The following is a 22,612-nucleotide window of genomic DNA, read 5'->3' as shown; positions in this document are numbered from 1 at the left end:
TTGCATGAAATCTCTTGGTAAAGGTGCCCGAGAATGAGGGTCTTCTGTGTTGGCTTTGTGCTGACGGTTCTTGCCCTGTTCGTCCTCCCGCAATCGCTGTCGGCAGGACAGGTGGAAACAATCGCTGGGAATGGTGACGACTTCGAACATTCCACGACCGAACCGGCCACGAGTGTGGGGGTGGGCGGACCGTTTGGCGTCGTGATTGGTCCTGACGAAGCACTTTACATCTGCGAAACCACCGGGCATGTGGTCCGGCGATGGGATCCGGATACGAAACGCCTGACGATCGTTGCGGGTTCGGGGCGGAAAGGGTACTCCGGTGACGGCGGCCCTGCGACAAAAGCCACACTCAATGAACCCTACGAAGTTCGCTTCGATGCCGACGGGAACATGTTCTTTGTCGAGATGCAGAACCACATCGTTCGCCGCGTGGACGCCGAGACCGGCATCATTTCCACTGTCGCAGGTTGCGGTCGGCAAGGGTTTTCCGGTGATGGCGGTGAAGCCACCGACGCCGAGTTAAACCGACCGCACTCGATCGTGTTGGATGGTAAAGGCCAACTCTACATCTGTGACATCGGGAATCATCGAGTTCGTCGAGTCGATTTGCAAGCCGGGAAAATCACGACTTTCGCAGGCACTGGTAAGAAAGGCCAAACGCCGGACGGTGCCAGTCTCGAAGGAACTCCACTGAGTGGTCCGCGAGCATTGGATATCGGCCCGGATGGCACCTTGTATCTGGCACTTCGCGAAGGCAACGCGGTGTACGCGATTGATCCGGTGGCGGCTACCCTGAAACATCTCGCAGGCACGGGTAAAAGTGGCTACACCGGCGACGGTGGACCCGCCAAAACCGCAAAACTCTCCGGGCCAAAAGGTATCGCCGTCGGCCCGGATGGCGACTTATATCTAGCGGATACGGAAAGCCATACCATTCGTGTGATTCGCATGAAAAGCGGAACAATCGAAACGCTTGTCGGCGACGGAAAACCCGGCGACGGTCCCGATGGCGATCCGCTCAAATGTCGGCAGAAACGCCCGCATGGCGTGTTCGTCGATCAGGCCGGCCAAGTCTATATCGGCGATAGTTCGAACAACAAAGTTCGTGTTTATCGCCCTGAATCCCTCACGAAAAACGCGCTCTCAGGAGAGAAGTCATGACGTTCAATAGACCATTGCAGTCTTTGGGATTGATCCTCGGGATGTCTGTCGGTGTCACGGGGCTGTTTGCTGGCGAGTTGGAGCAACGTGTCGATTCCAATTGGCAGAAGCTCGTTCTCGATGAAGCATTCCGCGCCGAAGGTGTCGCCGCTGCCGATGTCAATCACGACGGCAAAATGGACATCCTCGTCGGTGACTTGTGGTACAAAGCGCCGGACTGGAAGACGCACGAAATTCGCACACCTGGAAAATTCGTGGCGGGTGTGGGCTACAGCAATAGCTTCGCGATGTGGGCCTTCGACGTTAACAGTGACGGTTGGGACGACTTAGTCCATATCGGATTCCCAGGAGCGCCCTGTCATTGGTACGAGAATCCCCAGAACAAGTCGGGTCACTGGAAAGAGCACATGATTTGGACCAGTGCTTGTAACGAAACACCACTGTTCACCGATCTCGTCGGCAACGACAAACCCGAGTTGATTATGGGCTCCCAACCCGAGCAACAAATGGGTTATCTCCCAATCCCGGAAACCAAGTTCGCCACTCGCAAATGGGATTTCCATGCGGTCTCCACAAAAGGGAATCCCAACGAGAACGGTACATTCAAGTACTATCACGGGTTGGGGACCGGAGACATGAATGGCGATGGGCGTATGGACGTGATCATCGCACACGGCTGGTGGGAACAACCCGCCGAACCTTCCCCTACGGAAACGTGGAAGTTTCACCCCATGACCTGCCGCGAGAGCAAAGATGGCAAACCCAAAGTGCAGAAGGTTGCCAACATTTTCGCTGACGACTTAGACGGCGATGGCGACGCGGATCTGCTCATGAGTTCCGCTCACGCGTATGGTGTGTGGTGGCTGGAAAATATGACGCCAAAGGAAGCCGGTTCCGAGGTGGCATCTGAGTTTTTGTACCATCTGATCGACGATAGTTACTCGCAAACGCATGCCGACGCCTACGTCGATTTGAACGGAGACGGTCAAAAGGAACTCGTGACCGGCAAGCGGTTCTACGCCCACAATGGCAACGATCCCGGCGGGAAAGATCCGGTCGGAATGTACTGGTATGAGATTCAAAAGTCCGATGACGGCGATGCTCCCCAGTTCATTCGTCATGAAATCGAAGCCGGACGTGGAACAGGCGTCGGAACCCAGTTCACCATCGCCGACGTCAACAATGACGGGCGTCCGGACATTGTACTTTCAAACAAAAAAGGTGTTCACGTACTGGTACAGTCGGGCGACGGCAAAACTACGGCCAAAAAGTAAGTTCGAACGGCATGGAACGGAAAAGATTCGAGCTTTTTCGAATTGGTCCGAATCATCCGGGTGGACACGGGGTTGAATAACCGTGTAGAGTGTGTAGTGGCAAAAGTCGGTTTATGCCGAATCCCACCAATTTGCCTCCTGCCTGCCCTCCACGACTTCCTAACCCCACCCTTGGATGTCCTTTCCATGTCGCGTTCGGATCAACTTGTAATTCGCGTACCGTGGCCGAATTTCTGGGCCTGGTCTGGCATGTTATGTGTCGGCTTTACGGTTTGGTCGATTTGTTTCCTCGAAACAGACTCCGAAAAACTCGAGGCGATGTTCGACAAGTCCGCCTCACTGACCGACCGTGTACAATCCGCCGAGCAATGGGTGAAACTCGGAGAAAAGGCCGTCCCGCGATTGCGTGAGGGGCTCGCGTATGACGACGTTCGTACACGGGCGTTCGCAGCGTACGCCTTGGCGCGGATCGGCAAGTCGGCCACACCGGCACTTCCGGAACTTGTCAAATGTACTGCGGATTCTTCGGCAAAAGTGCGAGGCAATGCACTTTACGCGTTGCGAGAGGTGGCCGGAGACGATCCACAAGTCACGAAGATTTCTTTGGATCTGTTGGTCGATCCGGTTGCAACCGTGCGCCAGACCGCACAAGACATCTTAAAACGCAGCCAAACTCCGCCTGTGGCTCGTTTAATTGAACTCTCGCAGCATGAGAACGAGCAAGTGCGGTTCGCCGTCCTCACCATTCTCGAGTACAACCTGCGACGCGACCCGGCCGTCCACGAGTTGTTCTGGCAAGCCACCACCGATTCCAGTGAGAACGTGCGGTACTTGGCTTTCAGTTCCCTTTCGAAGTATCGCATGTTGACAGCCGATGCTCGACTTCTGGCGCTGGATGATCCGTCCAGTGAAGTTGTGCAATACGCCTTGCGGTTCGATTGGTCGCGATACCCTGATTCGGAACTTGTTGCCTCGAAATTGGTGGCGGCACTCGAGCGGTTCCGGCACGACTCCCGACTTTCCGTTCAGTTTCTACGAGCGATGTCACAGTGCGGCACAGCCGGCAAACCGTATTCGGAGACACTCGTCGGTTGGACCATGCATCGACGGTCCGGCGTGCGTTCGATAGCACTGGCGGCTCTCGTCGATTGTGGAGCCGACAGTTCGGAGTTGAAGCCGGTGTTAGAGCGTTTGACCCACGACAGCAATCTTTCCGTCGCATTTCACGCCGGTCAGATGGCAGCCCGTACCACGCCGGAAGTCCAACAAGTTTTGGCAGAAACTCTGGAAGACCGATTCCAGAGCGGTTTGCATATGGACCGTGCTTCAGCGGTAGCGGCATTGGCCGGACTATCAGGATCGAAGTCGGTTCAAACGACCGATTTCCTTGTGGAAGCCGCGGCTGATCAATACTCCGAAACACGGTTTTGGGCGATTCGCGGGTTGGGCCAAGCCCATGAGTTTACGTCTCAGATACAAGATGTCCTGCAGTCGCGTTTAAACGACCGCGAAGAATCGGCAGACAATCAAGCTGAGGTTCTCGTTTCTATCCGTGCCTTCGGGCCAACTGCCTCACCCATGCTTCCCGACCTTCTGAAGTGGTGGGAAAATAAACGCAAATCGGCCAGCGTACAACTTGAAATGGTCCGGACACTTGCTGCATTGGCTCCGAACAATGCAAGCACGATTGAAGTTCTGTTCGGCGTGCTCCAGTCGTCGCGATCCGCCCACGTTCGAAGTCAGTCTTTGCAGTTGCTCGCAAAATTGGAGTTAACGCAGTCACAGCGACTTGAGCTTTATGAGATCGGTCAGTCGGATCAACGAAGCGAAGTTCGGGCGATGGCATGTAGTCTGCTGGCCCGGTCGCCGCTCGACTCGGAACTCGTGATCGATCGACTCATCACGAGCCTCAGCGATGAGGAATTGCTGGTTCGTCTGATTGCTTGTCGCGGACTCGCCGAGCAAGGCCCGTTTGGCAAAACTGCAGTCTCCCATTTGACGGACGTTGTCAACGACCGTGCGAGCCAAATCCTTTGGCGGAACGGTCTGGCGATCCGTGTCGATCCGCAACTCGTTCGCGATTGGGAACTCTACCGCTTCACGACAGTGGCCGATGCAGCCGAAGACGCTTTGGAAGCCATCACGAAATCCAAAGTCACGGCGTTGTAACGTCCAATTTCGCGGTTGGTGGTTGGTGATTCTCCGAAGAACGTCGTAGAATTCGTGTGCAAGTCCCGTTGGGGCATTGACCGGAATTCGTTCTCACTATTTACCATCCACCCGCGGTCCGCTCGTGTTTTTCTCTTGGATGAAACAACGTCGACGAAAAAGTCGGCTATCGAATGCGGTTCCGGCGGACTGGGATGAGATTCTCCGGGTCAATGTTCCGTCACTGCGATGGCTCTCCCAGACGGATCGGCAATGGCTCGACCGTTGGATGCAAATCTTCATCCCGGAGAAATACTGGGAAGGACTTGACGGACTGTCCATTTCCACCGAGATTCAGGTGACGATCGCGGCTCAGATCGGTGTCGTTGTGATGGGCTTCCGGACCGACTATTTAGATCGTTTACGGACGATCATTGTTCATCCCCAAAGCCAAGCGAAGCCGAGGGAGTCCCGCCACCATGGTGTCGTCACCGAGCAACTCAGTGTCGTGCATGGTGAAGCCCTGATGGGTGGTCCGGTCCGGTATGTTTGGCCGTTGGTCTTGCAGGGAAGTCGTCATCCAGGCGACGGGCAAAACGTGGTTTATCATGAGATCGCACACGTTCTCGATATGCTCGACGGTTTCATCGATGGGACGCCACCGCTAACGTCTGCCGCGAGATATCGGAGATGGGAAGCCGTTATTCAGGCCGAGTATGCTCGTCTGGTCCAGGCGGTGGAACACGGGTACGCTACGTTCCTCGATTCATACGGCGCCACCAATCGTGGCGAGTTTTTCGCGGTGTCGACAGAGACGTTTTTCGAGTGCCCGCACGCCTTCATGCGCTACCACCCCGAGTGGTATACGTGTCTCCGCGAATTCTACCAGCAAGATCCTAGTGAACGGATTCCACAATCCGCAGAGAATCTCTTTTGATTTTTCAAAGTCGGCCAGAGGTTGGTTGCTCTTCAAACGCTTCTCGATTCTAATAACATAAGCCGCCACTGATTAGTGCGCGCAGAATAGTGCTCAAATTCCATAGCGAGTTTCTTCATTCGAAAGTCGACTCATGAACGATTCTTCCAACGCTCCTTCCGCAGAACGGCGTGATTTTCTGAAAAGTGCCGCACTAGGTGGAGCCGCGATTGTGCTCCCCGGTGCGTTTGTATCCGCTGCTGATGCCGATGCTGACAAAGAGCGGGTGGTTGTCGGTGTGATGGGGTTGTCGCGTGGTCGCTCCTTGGCAACGACGTTCGCGAAGCAACCAAACGTTGTGGTCAAATATTTATGCGATGTCGATGAAACACGACGAGCCAGTTGTCTGGATCTCATCAGCAAGATGGACGGTCAGGAACCCGAATCCATCAGCGACTTCCGCAAAATTCTCGATGACCCCGAGGTCGACGCACTCGTATGTGCCGCCCCGAACCACTGGCACGGCCCAGCGACGATTCTCGGTTGTCAGGCCGGCAAACACGTTTACGTCGAGAAACCGTGCAGTCACAATCCGCATGAGGGCGAACTCATGATCGCTGCGGCTCGTAAGTACAAACGAGCCGTCCAGATGGGGACTCAACGTCGTAGTGGAACCGCTATCATTCCTGCGATTGAAGCGATTCAGTCCGGGGCCATTGGAGACGTTTACTACTCCCGTGGCTGGTATTCCAACACCCGCAACGGCATCGGCGTCGGCCAACCTGCCGAAGTGCCGCCTCACTTGAACTTCGAACTTTGGCAAGGTCCCGCACCGCGTGTTCCGTACATCGACAACCTCGTCCATTACAATTGGCACTGGCGTTGGGATTGGGGTAACGGCGAACTCGGCAACAACGGCGTGCACGCTCTTGACCTTTGTCGCTGGGGACTTGGCGCGGACTATCCGACGCGAGTGACATCGTCCGGCGGTCGCTATGCCTTCGACGACGACCAACAAACCCCAGACACGCATGTCGTCAACTTCGAGTTCCCCGGTGGCAAACAAGCCATGTGGGAAGGTTTGTCCTGCAATCGTATGGGAGTCAATCGCGTTGGCTTCGGCGTGACATTTCACGGAACCGATGGCACGATCGAACTCACCGATGGCGGGTTCATCCAATACGACAAACGTGGCAAAGAAGTCAACAAGATGAACGGCCATCGCGGCGATAACGAGCACATCGCCAACTTCGTCGAGGCAATTCGACAGAACAAACCCTCGATCTTGAATCAAGAGATCGAGTCGGCCCATAAAAGCACCCTGCTATGCCACCTTGGCAACATCGCTCAACGCACCGGTCGCACAATTGAATGTTCCCCAGAAAACGGGCACATTTTGAACGACGAAGAAGCCATGACGATGTGGGCTCGTGAATACGAAACCGGTTGGGAACCAACCGTTTAATAGCCAATTTCGAATCGAACTTTGGGACGAAGCGCTCACCGATGTATCTTCAAAATCGATGGACGTATGGGCTGGCAGTCTGCCTCCTCGTGATAAACTTCGCAGTTCACGTCGAGGCGGATCAGCCGCCCAATATCTTGTTCGCAATCGCAGACGATTGGTCCTACGGTCACGCAAGTGCCTACGACTGCGGTTGGGTCAAGACGCCCGGCTTCGATCGTGTAGCCCGTGAAGGAATTCTCTTCACGCACGCCTACACTCCCAATGCCAAGTGCGCCCCGTCGCGCGCATGTATTCTGACAGGCCGGAACTCCTGGCAACTGGAAGAAGCTGCCAATCACTGGTGTTTCTTTCCCGCCAAATTCAAGGGGTTCATGGAAGCACTGGCGGAAAACGGTTTCACGACGGGATCCACTGGCAAAGGTTGGGGACCAGGCATCGCCAAAGACGCAGATGGCAACCGCCGCTTGATGACAGGTCCCAAGTTCGACAAACGCAAAGCGAAGCCCTCAACACGGGCCATTTCAAATAACGACTACGCTGCAAACTTTGCGGATTTCCTCGCACAAACGTCGCCCGAAAAACCATGGGCCTTCTGGTACGGTGCCACCGAACCCCATCGCGGATACGAGTACGGCAGCGGGAAACGATTTGGCAAGTCAATCGACGACATTGATCACGTACCTGCATATTGGCCGGACAACGAAACCGTCCGAAACGATATGCTTGACTACGCAATCGAAGTCGAGCACTTCGATACGCACCTCTCAAGAATTCTCGATCTGCTCGAATCCAAGGGGCAACTTGAGAACACTTTAGTTGTTGTTACGTCTGACCATGGGATGCCATTCCCACGCGTTAAAGGTCAGGCGTACGATGACTCAAACCGAATTCCACTCGCGATTCGCTGGCCGAAAGGAATCCAAGGTCAGGCCCGAGTTGTCGACGATTACGTTAGCTTTATCGATCTGGCCCCTACCTTCCTCGAAGCTGCCGGCATCTCGTTGGAAGACAGCCAAATGGCCAAACTGACCGGACGGAGTCTCAGCGATATCTTCGCATCGAATCAATCGGGGAAGATCAACCCCGCTCGCGACTTTGTACTGATTGGAAAAGAGCGACATGACATCGGTCGCCCACACGATTGGGGCTACCCAATCCGTGGGATCATTCGCGACGAAAAACTCTATATCAAGAATTTCGAGCCCACCCGTTGGCCCGCCGGCAACCCGGAAACCGGCTACCTCAATTGTGATGGTGGAGCGACAAAAACCGAAGTCCTCGATGCCCGTCGGAAACGTAACGACGCCCGATGGTGGGAGATGTGTTTCGGCCATCGCCCTGAGGAAGAACTATACGATGTGCACACCGATCCCGATTGTGTCACCAATCTGGCAAACGTGCCATCGTTCAAGTCGGTCAAGAAAGCCCTTACCGATGAACTCACCCAACGTCTGAAAGAACAGCAAGATCCACGTATGGAGGGCAACGGCGAGATCTTTGACCGCTACATCTACGCCAGCCCCGGCGGCCAAAATTTCCATCAGCGCTACACAGAAGGCGAAGACTTGAAAGCCGGATGGGTCAACCCAACCGATTTCGAAACGCCTTCGTCAAAACCGAATGCCAAAGAGTAACCGGACAGAGCCCGTCTGCAATCTCCAAAGCAGACGCAGCAACGCCTCGATCGTCCGGCTTCCCCAAGATTGAAGCCGCCAAAAACAAGATCAACTACCAACAAGAGCACATCCAAACACCAAGGACTAAAAGACTGACCGCCAACATCTTCCACCCACTATTCACGTTAGTGCTCACACAGCTCGGACGCCGAATCCCTGATGGAGGCAATGTGTCAATCTAGAAGTCTCTCAAACTCAACAACCAGAAGAGATCAACGCGAATCCCCACTGAAGCAGCGATCGGTGTTGATTTCAACGAACCAACCCACTAAAACAGCAATGCGGAGCGGAACCCACCATCCACCGCTCCCCTAAAGCAAAAAAACGGGACGTGGCGCAGCCTGGTAGCGCGCTTGACTGGGGGTCAAGAGGTCGCAGGTTCAAATCCTGTCGTCCCGACTTAATGCAAAGCAAATCTAGACAACAGGTTACGACGAAGCCGCGAAAGCGGCTTTTTTCGTTTTTAGACCTTGGTGATACCTTTTTGGCGAAATTCGGTCTGTCAATGGTGATTTGCCCGTTGGACGCATCCACTTACCTGACATGTCGCAATGTCACTCTTTTCTATCGGTGACGAGCTACGAATTCCCCGGATTTCCATCCCCATAACTGATACTCTCTCCGGCAGTAACCTATTCGAGTGCCTGCCCGGATGCGACCGAGTAGATGTCTGTTCTTTGCGACAACACTTTTAACTCCCCCCCCGGTTCAAGATCCTCTGAATCGAACATTTTGTGCCGGGAGATGCTTAGTCACCGCAGCCGTGTTCGAGTTGGACTACCCGTTGAGCTGATCGGAAGAACGTGTCCGCGCCGTTGAAATTCACATTGAGCGTGCCGTCAGCGTAGGATGTCAATGTTCTTTCCTACGGCTGTTCGACCAGGATGACAGTGAAAGTAGCTGTTTTGACCTGCACGGATGACTCGGGTTACGATGACGCGTCATCCCAAAGTGCCCGGCACCTCTTGCCGCCGGGTCCGTCGGCGTGACAGCAACCAACGTTCCGCAAGTCTCCCTACAGTGAAACCTGGGGGGATACACGTTCGCCTGGAACTACGACGGCACCGATGCGGAACTCGTGCCGCCAGGCGGAACGGAAAAAATCTACCACGTCGTCGACGAGTTGATGCCCGGTGGCCGCCGCCAGCAGACGTAGCGGTTCGCGAGCCGGACGGAATGCCTCGTCTGTCATACGACCCGCAGCGGCTCGATTCAAGGCTTTCGCGTCGAGCAGCTCGATCGATCGGTTGACTCCGGACGGAATCAATTGACAGATTTCGTCGAGATGGGGCTGTTCGAAGACCCCTGCGCTCTGCTCGCGGAACTCAAGGTCCAGCCGTACCCGCTGACCGATCCATCCGACACCGGTGCTAATTTGCAGGCCCGGGCGCGGTCTTACCTGGACCTTTACTGTGCTCATTGCCACATCGGTGGCGGCGGGGGGAAGGCGAATTTTGAAGTGCGGCGCGAGTTGACGCTGGAGCGAACGGGCCTCGTCGGCGAACGCCCAACGCAGGTGACGTTCGAACTGTTCGCTCCGGAAATCGTGGCGGCTGGCGATCCCGACCGCAGCGTGCTGTTCTAGCGGATGGCGACGCTCGACCGTAGCCGCATGTCGGCTCACGCGTCATCAATGAATCCGGACTTGACCTCATACGCGAGTGGATCGCCTCGCTACCCGCGGAACAACCGTCACCGGCTGTCCGGAAATTGCGGAAAGACCAAGCAACATTCCTGGCAAGACTGCGGACAGATGAATCGGCGGTCGACGAACTACTGGCTTCGACGAGCGGTGCCCTGCAGTTGCTGAGGGCACTCGACGAGGGCACGCTACCGCCCGCAGTACAACAGCGGATTATCGAAGCGGCGACCGCAGACACGCCGCCGCACATCCGCGGTCTACTCGAGCGGTTCCTGCCGAAATCGCGACGATCGAAACGGCTGGGGGAATCAGTTGATCCGGCGATGATCCTTAGCCTCAACGGTAATGCAAAACGCGGCCGGGATCTGTTCTTGAACGCCACCGGTGTCCAATGCCGAAACTGTCATCAGCTCGGCGATCAAGGACGAAACGTCGGACCGCGACTAGACGACGTCGGCAAGCGACTCGCGCGTCGCCAACTGCTGGAAAGCATTCTCGACCCCTCCGCGGTCATCGACGAGAAGTTCCGCACCTGGATCGTGCAGACGGCAGACGGCAGACGGCCGCGTGGTTACTGGACTGCTGATCGAGCGGACGGATCGGGTGGTCGTGCTCCGCGGCACTGACGGAAAAGACGTCCGTATTTTGGCTGCCGATGTTGTGCAACTGGTCCCGGCGGAAAAGTCACTGATGCCGGACTTGCTCGCCCGCGACTTGAGGGCCGAAGAATTGACGGACCTCCTGAGCTTTCTGCCATCACTGCAATCCCCGCCGACCGAACCGTAAAAGCAGCGTTCTGTCGACTGCGATTCATCAAGTTCAATGTACTATTGCATGTGCGACGTTAGAAAGGTCGGTACTTAAGAACCGACGCGATCGGCGTCACTTAGAGTTCTCGCAGCCGAACGTCCCCGTCAAAATAACGTTAGACGCGTAATCGTGTCGGACGGCGGTGGTGCGAACAAGATGCCCTGGAAAGGGAAGAAAGCCGGGTCCGTCGCGGCCCTCCGTGCAGCATCCTCCGCCCAGGGGTCATACAAGGGGTCCCTGCGAATGACATGAATGTCAGGACCAATGCGAAGAATCCGTAGCCAACTATTGGGGCGTCGAGACTGGGCCTGCAAGTCGTTCGACATTGATTCTACTATGAGGAGCATGAGAGTCTCCTGACCACTGCGAGCGTCCCAGACCTTCGCGGTACCATCATGACCTGCCGAGACGATGCGGCCGCAACGGCGACTTTTTCAGCGGTCTGGGCTTCCGCCGTCGCTTTTTCCGCCTTGCTCCGTTCGGTTTTTGCTTTGGCTAATGCCACTTCCGTTTTCGCGCGCTCGACTTCAACTTTTTTTAGTGCCGTTTCGGTCTTTTTACGTTCGGCTTCTGCTTACGCGTCATACGTTCGCGTTTCGTAATGGGGCGAGACAGCAGGGGCTCGTCATCAAGATAGCGTCGCAAGTCTTCGGCGGCTTTGAGAGTGGCAAAGCGGTTCGTCGACTGTTTGGCCATCATCTTGAGGCAGATGGTTTCCAGATCTTGCGGCACCATCTGTGAGATGCTTCTAGGCGAGGGCGGTCCCTGCGACGTTACCTTGAGTAGCAGAACGTGCATCGGCCCCTCAAACGGCAGCTGGTTCGTCAGCAATTCATAAAATATGACTCCGAGCGAGTATTGATCACTGGCGGGGCCAACTTCGGTCTGGTCTCCCTGGGCTTGCTCGGGCGACATGTAAGCTGGTGTGCCAAGGATTGGGAGAACGGCTTTGCCAAGAGTTTTGATAGTCGTCTGCGAGATGAGTTCTTAGCTATCGAAGAGTTAAAAAGTTGAATACTGCCAGGAGACTGACCGGTACATGGAGAGACGACTACAACCATCATCGTCCGCACAGCTCACTGGAGTATCAAACCTCAACTGAGTTCACAGTTCTGTGTGTTGCTACAACTTTTCAAGACGTGCAACAGACAACTTCAGGCAAGGATCTCAAAACATGCCGACTATGCTCTTGCCAGTGAAAACGATGCTTGCCGTTGTGAATGTGACTCTTCTTGAACATCACCGATCTGAAGCATTCAGGTAACAGACGGCGCTTCGCGAAGGTATAAAAGACACCAGAATCGTAGAGTACCGTTACACATAAACCACTAACCCAAATCTATACTTCCCTTGGAACGGAACGGACGGCTTTGAAGTTCATACTTTGCTTCTATTTGATGATTGGGAGTCGACGAAAAAACTCGTTTATTCAATCTTTGTCTTGGCGGATCAGGTAGAATCTGCGGCATGGCTTATCCTCAGCACAACTCCTCGACGTCAGATCGTTCCGACTTCGCTACGACCCGATGGAGTCTCGTGCTCACTGCCGGCGAGCAGGACGATTCCGTGTCCGAAAAGGCGCTGGCCGAGTTGTGCCAAGCGTACTGGTATCCCATTTACGCCTACGTTCGGCGACGTTTAGGCGATGTTCATGAAGCTCAGGATCTTACGCAGGCGTTCTTCGGGCAGTTGCTGGAGAAGCAGACATTCCGCACTGCCGATCCAAATCGGGGGCGGTTTCGGGCCTTTCTGCTCACGGCCTGCAAGCGGTTTCTGATCAACGAATGGCACAAAAATCGGGCGGCCAAACGGGGAGGCTCGACAACTCAGTTGTCACTAGATTTTCCGGCGGGGGAATCGTGGTACTCCCTTGAACCGGCGGATACCCTGACAGCAGAACGTGTCTTTGAACGGCAGTGGGCGATCACGCTTTTGGGTCGCGTTTTGGAGCAACTTAAAGTCGAGTGCATCGCCAAGGGCAAGGGCGACCACTTCGAGCAGCTTAAACCGTTCCTATCCGGCACAAAGTCGGCCGAGGTTCATGACGCTGCTGCGACGGCACTTGGGATCAGTTCCGGGGCCGCGAAGGTGGCGGCCCACCGTTTGCGAACTCGCTATCGAGAGCTTTTGCGGAACGAGATTGCCCAAACCTTGGATCGTCCCGACGGGGTGGAGGACGAGATCCACAACCTGTTTGCCGTTTTGGGAACGTGAAAATTTCTCAGAATGGGCAAAAAGTCTGTAATCGTTCGCCGGTTTTCTTGAAGGAGACATTAGAACCGAAACCATCTTTCCCGCTGTGGAGATTCCTAACGTGTCCGAGACAAGCCATTGCCCAGATTGTGGTGCCGATTTGCCGACCGGAATGACGGAAGGCATGTGTCCGAAATGCTTGATGGCGGCGGCCTTGGACAGCAACGCCGAAGAACGGTCGGACGGCAACGCTTACACGCCGACAACTCCCATGCCTGTGGATTCTCCCGGCGGCTTCACTCCCTCGACTGTGGCTTCACTGGCGGAACACTTTCCATCTTTGGAAATTCTCGAACTCCTTGGTCACGGTGGTATGGGGGCTGTCTACAAGGCGAGGCAGACAAAGTTGGATCGGATGGTCGCACTCAAGGTTATCCGTCCTGAATCCGCCGATGATCCAGCATTTGCCGAGCGGTTCATGCGGGAAGCTCGCACTCTAGCCCGATTGAACCACCCGAACATTGTCAGCATTTATGACTTCGGTGAAGTCCATGTTGTCCGCGATCCTCAATCGCCGGAGAAGGACGGGAAATCGCGGCCGCTGTACTACTTCATCATGGAGTATGTCGACGGCGCGAACCTGCGGGAGTGGATTGAATCCAGCGATCTGACGCCCGATGAGTCGCTTGCGATCGTGGCGCAGGTCTGCGAATCGCTTCAATACGCCCACGATGAAGGCATCGTACACCGCGACATCAAGCCGGAAAACATCCTCCTGGATGGCAAAGGCCGGGTGAAAATCGCCGACTTCGGCCTGGCGAAACTGGCGATCCAAACGCCCGAGAATTTCACGCTTACGGCGACGCATCAGGTCATGGGCACACCCCGCTACATGGCTCCCGAGCAAATGGCTGGCTCGCATCATGTCGATCATCGGGCGGACATCTATTCGCTTGGCGTTGTGCTTTACGAGATGCTTACGGGCATGGTGCCGCGGGGCCACTTCGAGCCGCCCTCGAAAGGCTCCTCGTTCGATTCGCGATTGGATCGCATCGTGCTAGGATGCCTGGCAAGCGACCCGGATCGGCGGTATCAGGAAGTCAGCGAACTGGCGCAGGACATCTATCAACTTTACCGGAAATCGGGTGGCCTCGGCCAATCCACGGTTTGGACGCCCCGCGTGGCCTGGCCCGGCCCGTCCACGTTACTAGGGGACGCAGCCGGCTGGCTGGTCGAAAGGGGAGTGCGAGGCGGCGGCATCGCGAGAGGACTCACGCATCCCTCCGCCCCGGCCATCGCAGCGATCCTGCTGTGCCTAGCAGGTATCGCCAATGTCTTCAGCGTGTGGTATACGGCCACCGAATGGAGCAATGAGATTGCCGGACCGAAACGCGGCTACCAGGACGGTTATGGTATCGTTCACGCTGGCGTCTGTTTTATATTCGCCCTCGTCCTGTTCGCGACCGGGACACCGCGATCCGTTCCGCGCTGGCGTCCCAGGTGCATGTTCGCCTTCGGTGTCATCGCTGTCGTCCTCGGTGGAGCTGCGATCATCCACCACCATCACTACCCTTCTCGTGCAACAACCCTGTGGCATGACGGCTGCCTGATTGGTATAGGAATCGGCCTTTCCTTCCTCATTGTCGGTGCCTGGGACATGCGGTTGTGGTTGTCCCAGCCTTCGTTCTCGCGGCGTCGCTCCCGCCGTCCTTCTGGTCAATCGACGAGTTCCGCCAAGTCGCTACCGACGAAACGAAGTTCAATGCTCTCGGGCGGTCGCGATTGGGTGACTTTGAATCGGGAGCAAATCGAACGCGACCAACTCCCTGATTTATGCATCGTCTGCGGAACCGAGACCCAAGACCGGATCAACAAAGACTTCGGCTATCAGGCCCAGTGGGCTCAAATTCTGACGGTCATCGGGATGATCTTCGGTTTTTTCCCGGGCTTGATCGTGGCAGCCTTCACTGAACAGCGTCAGCGGATTGCCTGCCCAGTTTGTCCGGCTCATAAAAACCGTTGGAGCAAGTTTGTCTGGTTCGCCAGCCTGGGCTGGTTGTTGTGTATTCCGTTCGGCTCGGTAGGGCTGCTCGTTGCTTGGTTGTCCTTCCAGAATGCGTGGGGGCCATCCTGGTACGCGATTCCCTGCATCGTCGTCGGCATATTGGTTGGACTCATCGTTTACGGCATAATGCTGGCCCGGATGGCCGGAAGTCGGCCGAGCATCGAGACTATGTCGGCAACCGAACTCCGTTTGCGTCCCGTCTCGGCCGCCTTCGCGCGTGCCGCCGAGCAAAGAGGCCGCGAATCCGTTTCGAGTAAGCCCATCGCGGAAGCCGACTCGGAGAAGTCGAATGGTTCAAAAAATCCGCCTGATTTGGATATTACCGAAGTACAAGCTGAGGTCGAAGGGCCGGCACTCGTCATGTGCTTCACCGGCATCCTGATGCTCCTCGGGAATCTCGTTGCCATTGGAGTGTATTTGAGCATCTCCGACATCGACCAATTTTTTTGGATTCCGATTCCCGGATTGCTGGTTGGTGGCGCGATGCTGGCTGGTGGACTAAGTCTCCGGAAACTCCAGTCGTACGGATGGACGCAACTCGGAGCGATCGCTGGGCTGCTACCGGTCAATCCCGGTTGGTTGATTACCGCCCCAATCGGGGCATGGTTACTCAATTACGTTCTCAACAAGGACACGACGCGGCAGGCGTTTCGCCAACGGAATAGTGTGCAGCACCGCTAGGGAATACCTACGGCTTCACATAGAATGCCAGAGCGAAAGCGTCGATCGATGCTCGAATCAAAACGGCTAAACGCGGTCCGCAGAATAGCGCTAGAAAAGTACACGACGGTTGCTTACTAGAAAGAAGATGATTGTCCCGGCGAGTTAGTCAGCACGAAAGCTTGCCGATGTGTATAACGAAACGCTTCACCATGGCGAATTCCACTGCTCGTTTTGCAATTTTAACGCAGGAATGCGCAACAAGACGTTGACAAACACTGTCGCAGATACTGTCTTTAAGCAGACGAGATTAGTCCAAAACCGGCATGACACCGAGGGGCTAGTCATTCGTCGTGACAGCGTTGTCGAGAAACTCCAAGCAGAATTCCACTCTCATAAATGCCATTAGTCTCTGCACGTCTCTTTGTTAATTGTCCAAAGTTGGCTGGATGGGATTCTTTTGCCAGTCAAGGATCGGCGGCTTCAGCGACGTTATGAACGCTTGGTTCGTGAGCACATGAAATCGGCGAATCGTAATACGGCGGGGCGGTTCCTCAACAATCCTCGCGTCGAACTGCCCGTGCTCGTCGAGCCGCTGCAAGAAGCGGGTCGTTAGGCTTGTGCCGAGAGCGGTTCCGTCTTTGTCGTGCTGGCTCATGATTGGTGGAAGCTGGACTACAAATCGCACATTGGCACGACGATCTGCGGCAGATCACACACGCCGAAGATATCGGTTAGCGTTCTGGCAACCTCTGTCCGATCGAATCAGCTAACAGCAACAAACAATTGCAATGGAGGCGCAGCGGTCTCGGCGTAGGGCGACTGGCGTAGTCAGGATGGAATGGTTGATGTCGACAGATAGGAAGGCAGCTTTGGTTCGAATCAAGAAGGTCACGATCATACTGCGAGCTTCGAAGAGACGCGGTATGGATGGTCTGGCTTTGTGTTTGTGTTAGTCGCGGGGTTTGTTCCGGTGCTAGCCGCTGAGCAAGCTGAACCCGTTGTTCGAGCGAGCGAGATCGAATGCGAAAGCGGGCACGAATAACGAGATCATCGTGTTCGATTGTGCGGTTATGGAAGCCATCCCAGTTCACTCGTTGACCGAAATTTTCGACTCAGAAGCTCAGCAGCAAGCTCGTCTGGAGTGTTGCCAAAAACCGTTTCGTGCGTGCTCCGTAATGGGCTTCAATATGCCTGAAGACGTACGGAATTTTGGTGTCGTTTCATCGGCTAAAACATTCCGTTTCGCGCTTGAATTGCCAAAGATCTCATGGATTGAGTCCTTCATCTCGTCGATCCGGAAGATGTTCAGTGGGAATCGCACTTATTCGGCCAGAATCGCCTATCGCGATGAAGAGGAAAACGATAACGATAGTGTCTCTAAGCTCGACTTTTGCTAATTCAGGCAGCCATAGTGAGGCGTTTGAGTAGGTAATCTCTGAAGTCGTGCGGGAGTTTCTTGACAGCCCCGACATATTGGGGTTGCTCAAAAGCCCATTCGTTCCAGATGAGTCTGCGGACTTCCGAGAGAGCGGTGCTAAACGTTGGTTGGGACTTCTCATACCATGGCCAACTCGGAATTGTGACCGAATGTGTTGTTTGATGTTGATGATAGATCAGACTCACGAGGCTATACAAACTCATGAGCCACGGTTCGACTCGTTCGACGGCGAGTCGACTAAACCGACGGGGAGAGCCGAGTCCTAGCCTGACCTTGCATTCCCAGAACGTGACTTCAATCGCCCACCGAGATACATAGGATTCCACAATGTCAGAACCCGACCAACTCGGATCGCTACTATAGAAATACTCGGAGCGATGCGTGCCTTCCATGTCTTCGACGTACACGAATGAAACCGGCACGAGACCAAAGCTGGGTTTGTATCAGCGGCCTTGCCCTCGAATGAGTTTCACCTGACGCTTGCCACTGCCATACCATACCACTTGCTTTGTGCGACCGCGTTTTGTTTGGACTAATTCTTCGGGTTTGGGTTGCCTCGCACCTTTGACGCGAGGCCGACCATTACCGGAACACTCGGGCGGCGGGGCATACAAATTTGCGTTGCCGTAGAATCGTCCTACGAACGTCAAGTGGGGGCGATAGGCGTGAGCAAATCGCGTCATCTCGTGGGTGGAGTACTGTCCATCGCCAGTCAAAACAAAACGCCGCTCAGGAAACCAGCCCAGCATTCGTCTGGTGAGAATGCGTGCCAATTCGCCCTTGGTGCGGTGCTTGCGACCGAGACGCCGAATGACTTCCGGCGGAGTATACAGCACACACAGCACCTGCAACGTCCATGGCCGATTCGTCCAGGGGGAGCGAATTGTGACAGCTAGCACCACCCACTTGTTTCCCAAAATCAGCTTGGTCAGGCTGTGAGAACTACGGACTGCATCGCGATGCTTGGCCTTGCCCCAGACGTTGCAACCGGATGTTCGGTGGTCGTGTCATCGACGACAAGTCCGATCGGTTCATCCGGGGGGGGGCTAACTCGATGACGATGTTGGCTAGTATTCGACCAACGTACCACGTCGACCAAGCAGGCCTGGAAAACAAGCGATAGTAGGTGCTAAAATGGCCCGTCAATAAACCCGAGGCCACCATCAAGATGGCCGTCAGCGTACGATGTCCAATAGTGATGATGGTTGCTAGAGTCACTGCTAGCATTCGGCGGGCCGTTGGCTGGGTGAATGCAGGCGAGAATCGTACCATCAAATCTTCAGCCACCTGGGGACCTTGATCCATTGCGGACTCCGTTCAGAAAAGGTCAAGTTGTGACAGCTCAACCCTCTCCCAGAGTCCGCATTTTTGCAATTCAATTCCACCCAAACTGGCATAAGTCGAGCTAAGATTCCGTCATTAGACATGGTGGTCAACGAGTGGCAAATAGAACGCGATCCAGGCGAGTTGTCGACCCGGATATGAGAGGTGCGGGCCTATTTCTTAGAAATAGATTTCCAAACAACCTGTCAGTCTCAAAAACTAGGCATGTCTTCGGAAATTAGAGTCGTCTTGGGAAAGCGTGATACTAGTTTGTTGGCGATGTTGGTGACTTTGGCGTTCTTTTCTCGTTTTGGCTGCATTTCTACGGGGTTTTGGCTTTTGCACTTACTTTGCGAACGACTTGTTGCGAACTCGCAACGAAGTTTGATTTTAGTTCAAACTAGCTTTCAATCACTTCTATAGTTTCAGTTTCAATCACTTCTTGAAACATAACTAGCATCAAGAGTGAAACGAGACTTCAGTTTGATGTAGTCGAGGGGCGGATATACACAAAATAAGCCCGTCAACTCAACTTGATCGACGCGCGTTGCTCGTGTTCCGGTTCATCAGCAGTCGATCGACCGTCGCGGTTTGTGGCCTCTAGTGATGGCCAACGCCGTCGTCCCTTGCGACCCTGCAGCGGATTCGGCAAATTGAAAGCACTTCGATTGGGGATCACTGAGGAGCCAGTGCAGTGAGCAAGCGACAAAGGTGTGGGCATCCTTTGAAAATCGAAGCGGACCGTAGCCGATCCTGCCGCATATGCAGGGGACACGAACCTAGCTGTCGCCAATTCGCCTCCGACCTATGCGGTGTCCCGATGACCGAAAAAGATCCAATCGACTTCATCAAGGGGATTGTCGACGATCCGGTCAACAATATGCCGCGATTGATCTATGCTGATTGGTTGGACGAACAGATTGATACACGCGACGAGCTCGTTCGAGTCGAGTGCGAATTGAGTGACAATGGCCTTTCAGTCGAAAAGTCCAATGACGACTTCGTGCATGTGATCCCGCCGGGACTGCCAACTGACGCATTCCTTCGGTGCATTCATCTTTTAGATAGCCGCGCGAAGTTGCGGCGAGAACTGAACTACACGGAGCCACCACCGCTTTCGGAATAGAAACGGTAACACGAACCCGATTCTGGGCTTCTGGTCTCCGATTCGTGCGGCTATTCCCGGAACCGGGCCCATGTCGCGGCTGCCGGCGTCGCGGTACCGGAAGACTTTCGAGAGTCGCTACGGAATGCGGCCGGAGCCCGACTTTTTTTGCGACTGCACCAGGCCAACAGTCAACACCGACCCGCCAGCCAATCCACTGCGGACGTGATCACCTTGGCCGCTTCAACCGTGGGCGTCGATTCCTCGATCATCACGCGTTCTACAATCGCTTCGCCGTATTCGCCGAGAACGACTGAATCGCCGCTGGTTACCAAACACCATTTCATCCGTCGGCCGGGATCGGCTCGTCGAATTTCGCGGCCGTCGTAAGCGAGAATCACGCGTTGCGGGCGAATCACGACGTCGTAAACGTTTCGGTCGGTCATTCGGACGGAAAGCCGTAGGGCGTGAATCCTGCGGTCACGGTTGGCTTTCCGCTGTGCCTTGTCCCGTTGCCGTCGATAGCTCGATAGGCCGCCCATTTCGAAACGGTAAATCCGCATAGCCCGGTCGGCAAGCTGGTCGCGTCGATCTCAAACAGAATCCCGAGGTTCCTTAAGATTCAAAGCACGAATCAGTCCATCGTGGACTTTGTAAGCATCCGATTCAATAAATCCCTGTGAGGGATTAAAGCATCGATAACGCCACGCTGTGGAGGCACCGACTTTGAATCCGATGACGGAATTTGCAAACAGGAATCTCAGGTCGTCAACGATTTCGGTCTGCGAATAGACAACGCCTAATGAATTGAGTTGCGATTCAAGGTCGCTACGTGCAAATTGGGTTGAACCGTGGTTCTGCACTGCGGAAAGCAGTTGCCGAATGCGAGGGCGTTGGACGGACCACTCATCGAGTAATTCTTGCCGAAGCCATTCTGAGTAGCCTGGCTCCGCGGTGTAGATCGCTTCAACGGAGAGATGCGTGTACTCTTCGGGCGTGTCTTCGAAAGGATCGTTGGCATGGTCTTGCATCGCGGCAATCGTGCGACTAAGGAAGCAAATCATGTCTCGTGGTCGCATCATGGTACGTTTGAGCAAGTAGTTCGGCGGTTTCGATCTTTGCCGCATCTCTTTCTTGTCAAACAATGCCTCAAAATCGTCGATAGCATCCACTCCCTTTTGTTCTGCGAAGAACGAAATTCGACGCAACAGCAACTTTATCAAGTCGTCACGGTCCCATTTGAGGAGTGCTCCGCAGTCTTCTCGTAGCTTATTGGAATCGTTTAGTGGCAAGACCGAGAAGATATCTTCACGTAGAAAGACGATTGGACGAACTTGTCCGTCGTACCTAGTGGTTAGGGAGTCGCAAGCGGAGACCAATCCAGCAAGGACTTTCCGCGAAACATCCAGCGAGACATCGTCCCAAGCCTCATCAACTCGATCGAAGCAGATGATTGTTCGCGACTTTAGCGGCTTGGATTTTACAATAGATGCATCGAGAAATGTGATGAGGTTCGAGATGTTTTGGGCCAGAGAAGTTCGTATGTCATTGTCGGCTGCAACTTCATCGAACGATACTTCTCCACCAGCTACGTTGACGCCTTCAAATTCACCTTCTTCAAAATCAAGGCCTGCTTTAGGAAGCTTAATCTTCGAGAGTTTCAGTAGCTTTCTACCGATTAGATGGTAGATGTTCGGAAGTGGATGGTCGAACAATTTCTCTAGAAGCTTCTTTGCTTTGAGAATTGGTTTTGGGACTGTTTCTCCACGATTACTGCAGTGGGATGCGTAGGCTTTGATGACTTCCACCAAAATCACGAATCGCCAAGACTGCTTGTAGGCCAAAGATTCTGCCGTTTCGGTGTTTGTAAGAAGCGAGTGAACCTTCCAATTGTAATCTTCGAATGAGAGCGAAACTAATACGTCATTGTCAGTTAGATATTCCTTCGGATTTTCCTGAAGATACCGAAAGACTGCTGTCTTGCCCGCACCTTTACGTCCCAAGACGAGAAACGAGGACTTACTGTCCAATACAGTGCGAAGTACGCCATTGTCATAAAAATAGTTAACCAAATTGTCGTCACGTTCTGCAGAAACTTTGCCAACCTCCATCCATTCGAGAATGTTCATTTGGTCTCTCAACTTCGTTAATATGACGATTGCCAGTTGTGCAAAGCGTGCTCTTTAGTTAATCGCAGAATGCTTCGAAATCAAGTCGCCACGGGCATTAATCATGAGAGGTTGGAACACTTCGTGATGGTCGTTAGCCTGACGGATTACCGCCACGTCCAGCGTCGGCGCTGAGAATGTCGACCTGATGGCCGGGAAAGCAAAAAGGTCGCTTGCGGTTTTTGTCCAACTGAGGCAGTTTGAACGGACAATGCGTTCAATGTTGCTCGCATCCTGTTCGTCGGCTGTTCCGAAGCCGTTCCAAAACCGAAACAGGATCCGTTGGTCGATCGGCTCGCCAAACTGCTGGAAGTCGCCTCGGTCACGGTCCACGCTGCAGGCTCGAATGTGATCGTTCACATCGCCGACTGGCATTTCGTGCCGAGGGAATACTTCGCTGCGGAGCTCCCGGACGTTGCAACCGAGGCGGAGATCGACGAGTTGTACACCGAGTTCCTGATGAGTGTTGATGCGGTCCAACGCGAGCAAACCGCCGTCCTGCGTGCCTTAGGCGTCTCCGAGGTTTGGCAGGATGGCTGATTGGTTCTGAGACGTTCCA

21 protein-coding genes and 1 tRNA gene are annotated in these 22,612 nt (G+C 54.5%); 15 read left to right on the top strand and 7 right to left on the bottom strand.

The genetic code is table 11. The features are described 5' to 3' along the window. Positions 1 to 33: 33 nt before the first annotated feature. From AC5DDB_RS17510 to AC5DDB_RS17480, 7 genes are all read left to right on the top strand, one after another. Positions 34 to 1,164: an NHL domain-containing protein gene (locus tag AC5DDB_RS17510; RefSeq protein WP_491741038.1), complete on the top strand. Its 1,131-nt coding sequence runs from the start codon at positions 34 to 36 to the stop codon at positions 1,162 to 1,164. Then, complete coding sequence (locus AC5DDB_RS17505) at positions 1,161 to 2,438, top strand: FG-GAP repeat domain-containing protein (RefSeq protein ID WP_491741037.1); 1,278 nt, start codon at positions 1,161 to 1,163, stop codon at positions 2,436 to 2,438. The genes AC5DDB_RS17510 and AC5DDB_RS17505 overlap by 4 nt, the downstream gene beginning before the upstream one ends. 186 nt (positions 2,439 to 2,624) lie before the next feature. Further along, positions 2,625 to 4,607, top strand: coding sequence for a HEAT repeat domain-containing protein (locus AC5DDB_RS17500; protein ID WP_491741036.1), 1,983 nt, complete (start codon positions 2,625 to 2,627; stop codon positions 4,605 to 4,607). Positions 4,608 to 4,746: 139 nt separating this feature from the next. Then, positions 4,747 to 5,523, top strand: coding sequence for a M90 family metallopeptidase (locus AC5DDB_RS17495; RefSeq protein ID WP_491741035.1), 777 nt, complete (start codon positions 4,747 to 4,749; stop codon positions 5,521 to 5,523). Positions 5,524 to 5,656: 133 nt separating this feature from the next. Further along, positions 5,657 to 6,967 carry a Gfo/Idh/MocA family oxidoreductase gene (locus AC5DDB_RS17490; RefSeq protein WP_491741034.1) on the top strand — a complete coding sequence of 437 codons (1,311 nt, stop codon included), beginning with the start codon at positions 5,657 to 5,659 and terminating at the stop codon, positions 6,965 to 6,967. A gap of 41 nt (positions 6,968 to 7,008) precedes the next feature. Next, the gene (locus tag AC5DDB_RS17485) at positions 7,009 to 8,604 is read left to right on the top strand and encodes a sulfatase family protein (RefSeq protein WP_491741033.1); all 1,596 of its coding nucleotides are present in this window, start codon (positions 7,009 to 7,011) and stop codon (positions 8,602 to 8,604) included. Positions 8,605 to 8,971: 367 nt separating this feature from the next. After that, positions 8,972 to 9,045: transfer RNA gene (locus AC5DDB_RS17480), tRNA-Pro, on the top strand. A 616-nt stretch (positions 9,046 to 9,661) separates the two neighbouring features. Here AC5DDB_RS17480 and AC5DDB_RS17475 read toward each other — a convergent pair. Further along, positions 9,662 to 9,913 carry a hypothetical protein gene (locus tag AC5DDB_RS17475; protein WP_491741032.1) on the bottom strand — a complete coding sequence of 84 codons (252 nt, stop codon included), beginning with the start codon at positions 9,911 to 9,913 and terminating at the stop codon, positions 9,662 to 9,664. Between AC5DDB_RS17475 and AC5DDB_RS17470 the strand changes: the two genes are divergently transcribed. The 3 genes from AC5DDB_RS17470 (at position 9,914) to AC5DDB_RS17460 (ending at position 11,074) form a co-directional block, all read left to right on the top strand. Continuing rightward, on the top strand, positions 9,914 to 10,231 hold the full coding sequence (locus AC5DDB_RS17470) for a hypothetical protein (protein ID WP_491741031.1): 318 nt from the start codon (positions 9,914 to 9,916) through the stop codon (positions 10,229 to 10,231). It begins immediately after the preceding gene. A gap of 125 nt (positions 10,232 to 10,356) precedes the next feature. Next, on the top strand, positions 10,357 to 10,914 hold the full coding sequence (locus tag AC5DDB_RS17465; RefSeq protein WP_491741030.1) for a hypothetical protein: 558 nt from the start codon (positions 10,357 to 10,359) through the stop codon (positions 10,912 to 10,914). Further along, complete coding sequence (locus AC5DDB_RS17460; RefSeq protein ID WP_491741029.1) at positions 10,898 to 11,074, top strand: hypothetical protein; 177 nt, start codon at positions 10,898 to 10,900, stop codon at positions 11,072 to 11,074. Before AC5DDB_RS17465 ends, AC5DDB_RS17460 begins: the two co-directional genes overlap by 17 nt. A gap of 561 nt (positions 11,075 to 11,635) precedes the next feature. On the opposite strand, the gene AC5DDB_RS17455 is transcribed toward AC5DDB_RS17460, so the two are convergent. Continuing rightward, positions 11,636 to 12,034 (bottom strand): serine/threonine protein kinase, encoded by a 399-nt coding sequence (locus AC5DDB_RS17455; RefSeq protein ID WP_491741162.1) that lies wholly within the window; start codon positions 12,032 to 12,034, stop codon positions 11,636 to 11,638. Between the two features lie 74 nt (positions 12,035 to 12,108). Here AC5DDB_RS17455 and AC5DDB_RS17450 point away from each other — a divergent pair, with 74 nt between their 5' ends. The 3 genes from AC5DDB_RS17450 (at position 12,109) to AC5DDB_RS17440 (ending at position 16,037) form a co-directional block, all read left to right on the top strand. Continuing rightward, positions 12,109 to 12,297: an integrase core domain-containing protein gene (locus tag AC5DDB_RS17450; RefSeq protein ID WP_491741028.1), complete on the top strand. Its 189-nt coding sequence runs from the start codon at positions 12,109 to 12,111 to the stop codon at positions 12,295 to 12,297. 268 nt (positions 12,298 to 12,565) lie between these two features. Further along, positions 12,566 to 13,312: an RNA polymerase sigma factor gene (locus AC5DDB_RS17445; protein WP_491741027.1), complete on the top strand. Its 747-nt coding sequence runs from the start codon at positions 12,566 to 12,568 to the stop codon at positions 13,310 to 13,312. A gap of 100 nt (positions 13,313 to 13,412) precedes the next feature. After that, a complete protein-coding gene (locus AC5DDB_RS17440; RefSeq protein ID WP_491741026.1) occupies positions 13,413 to 16,037 on the top strand; it encodes a serine/threonine-protein kinase in 2,625 nt (874 codons plus the stop codon). A gap of 1,380 nt (positions 16,038 to 17,417) precedes the next feature. On the opposite strand, the gene AC5DDB_RS17435 is transcribed toward AC5DDB_RS17440, so the two are convergent. The 3 genes from AC5DDB_RS17435 to AC5DDB_RS17425 are packed head-to-tail and all read right to left on the bottom strand — an operon-like array spanning position 17,418 to position 18,762. After that, complete coding sequence (locus AC5DDB_RS17435) at positions 17,418 to 17,879, bottom strand: hypothetical protein (RefSeq protein ID WP_491741025.1); 462 nt, start codon at positions 17,877 to 17,879, stop codon at positions 17,418 to 17,420. A gap of 21 nt (positions 17,880 to 17,900) precedes the next feature. Continuing rightward, positions 17,901 to 18,356, bottom strand: a complete 456-nt coding sequence (locus AC5DDB_RS17430) for a transposase (protein WP_491741024.1) — start codon at positions 18,354 to 18,356, stop codon at positions 17,901 to 17,903. 43 nt (positions 18,357 to 18,399) lie between these two features. Continuing rightward, the gene (locus AC5DDB_RS17425) at positions 18,400 to 18,762 is read right to left on the bottom strand and encodes a hypothetical protein (protein WP_491741023.1); all 363 of its coding nucleotides are present in this window, start codon (positions 18,760 to 18,762) and stop codon (positions 18,400 to 18,402) included. An 838-nt stretch (positions 18,763 to 19,600) separates the two neighbouring features. Between AC5DDB_RS17425 and AC5DDB_RS17420 the strand changes: the two genes are divergently transcribed. Then, positions 19,601 to 19,906: a TIGR02996 domain-containing protein gene (locus AC5DDB_RS17420; RefSeq protein ID WP_491741022.1), complete on the top strand. Its 306-nt coding sequence runs from the start codon at positions 19,601 to 19,603 to the stop codon at positions 19,904 to 19,906. A gap of 170 nt (positions 19,907 to 20,076) precedes the next feature. Here AC5DDB_RS17420 and AC5DDB_RS17415 read toward each other — a convergent pair whose 3' ends face one another. Beyond that, complete coding sequence (locus AC5DDB_RS17415; protein WP_491741021.1) at positions 20,077 to 20,448, bottom strand: hypothetical protein; 372 nt, start codon at positions 20,446 to 20,448, stop codon at positions 20,077 to 20,079. A gap of 30 nt (positions 20,449 to 20,478) precedes the next feature. Further along, entirely contained in the window at positions 20,479 to 22,014 is a 1,536-nt protein-coding gene (locus AC5DDB_RS17410; protein ID WP_491741020.1) for a P-loop ATPase, Sll1717 family, read from the bottom strand. Positions 22,015 to 22,335: 321 nt separating this feature from the next. Here AC5DDB_RS17410 and AC5DDB_RS17405 point away from each other — a divergent pair, with 321 nt between their 5' ends. Next, complete coding sequence (locus AC5DDB_RS17405) at positions 22,336 to 22,593, top strand: hypothetical protein (RefSeq protein ID WP_491741019.1); 258 nt, start codon at positions 22,336 to 22,338, stop codon at positions 22,591 to 22,593. The last annotated feature ends 19 nt before the right edge of the window (positions 22,594 to 22,612 follow it).

Source organism: Thalassoroseus sp. (assembly GCF_984380535.1).
The sequence above is the reverse complement of the archived record's forward strand: the minus strand, read 5'-3'. Positions and strand labels throughout refer to the sequence as shown.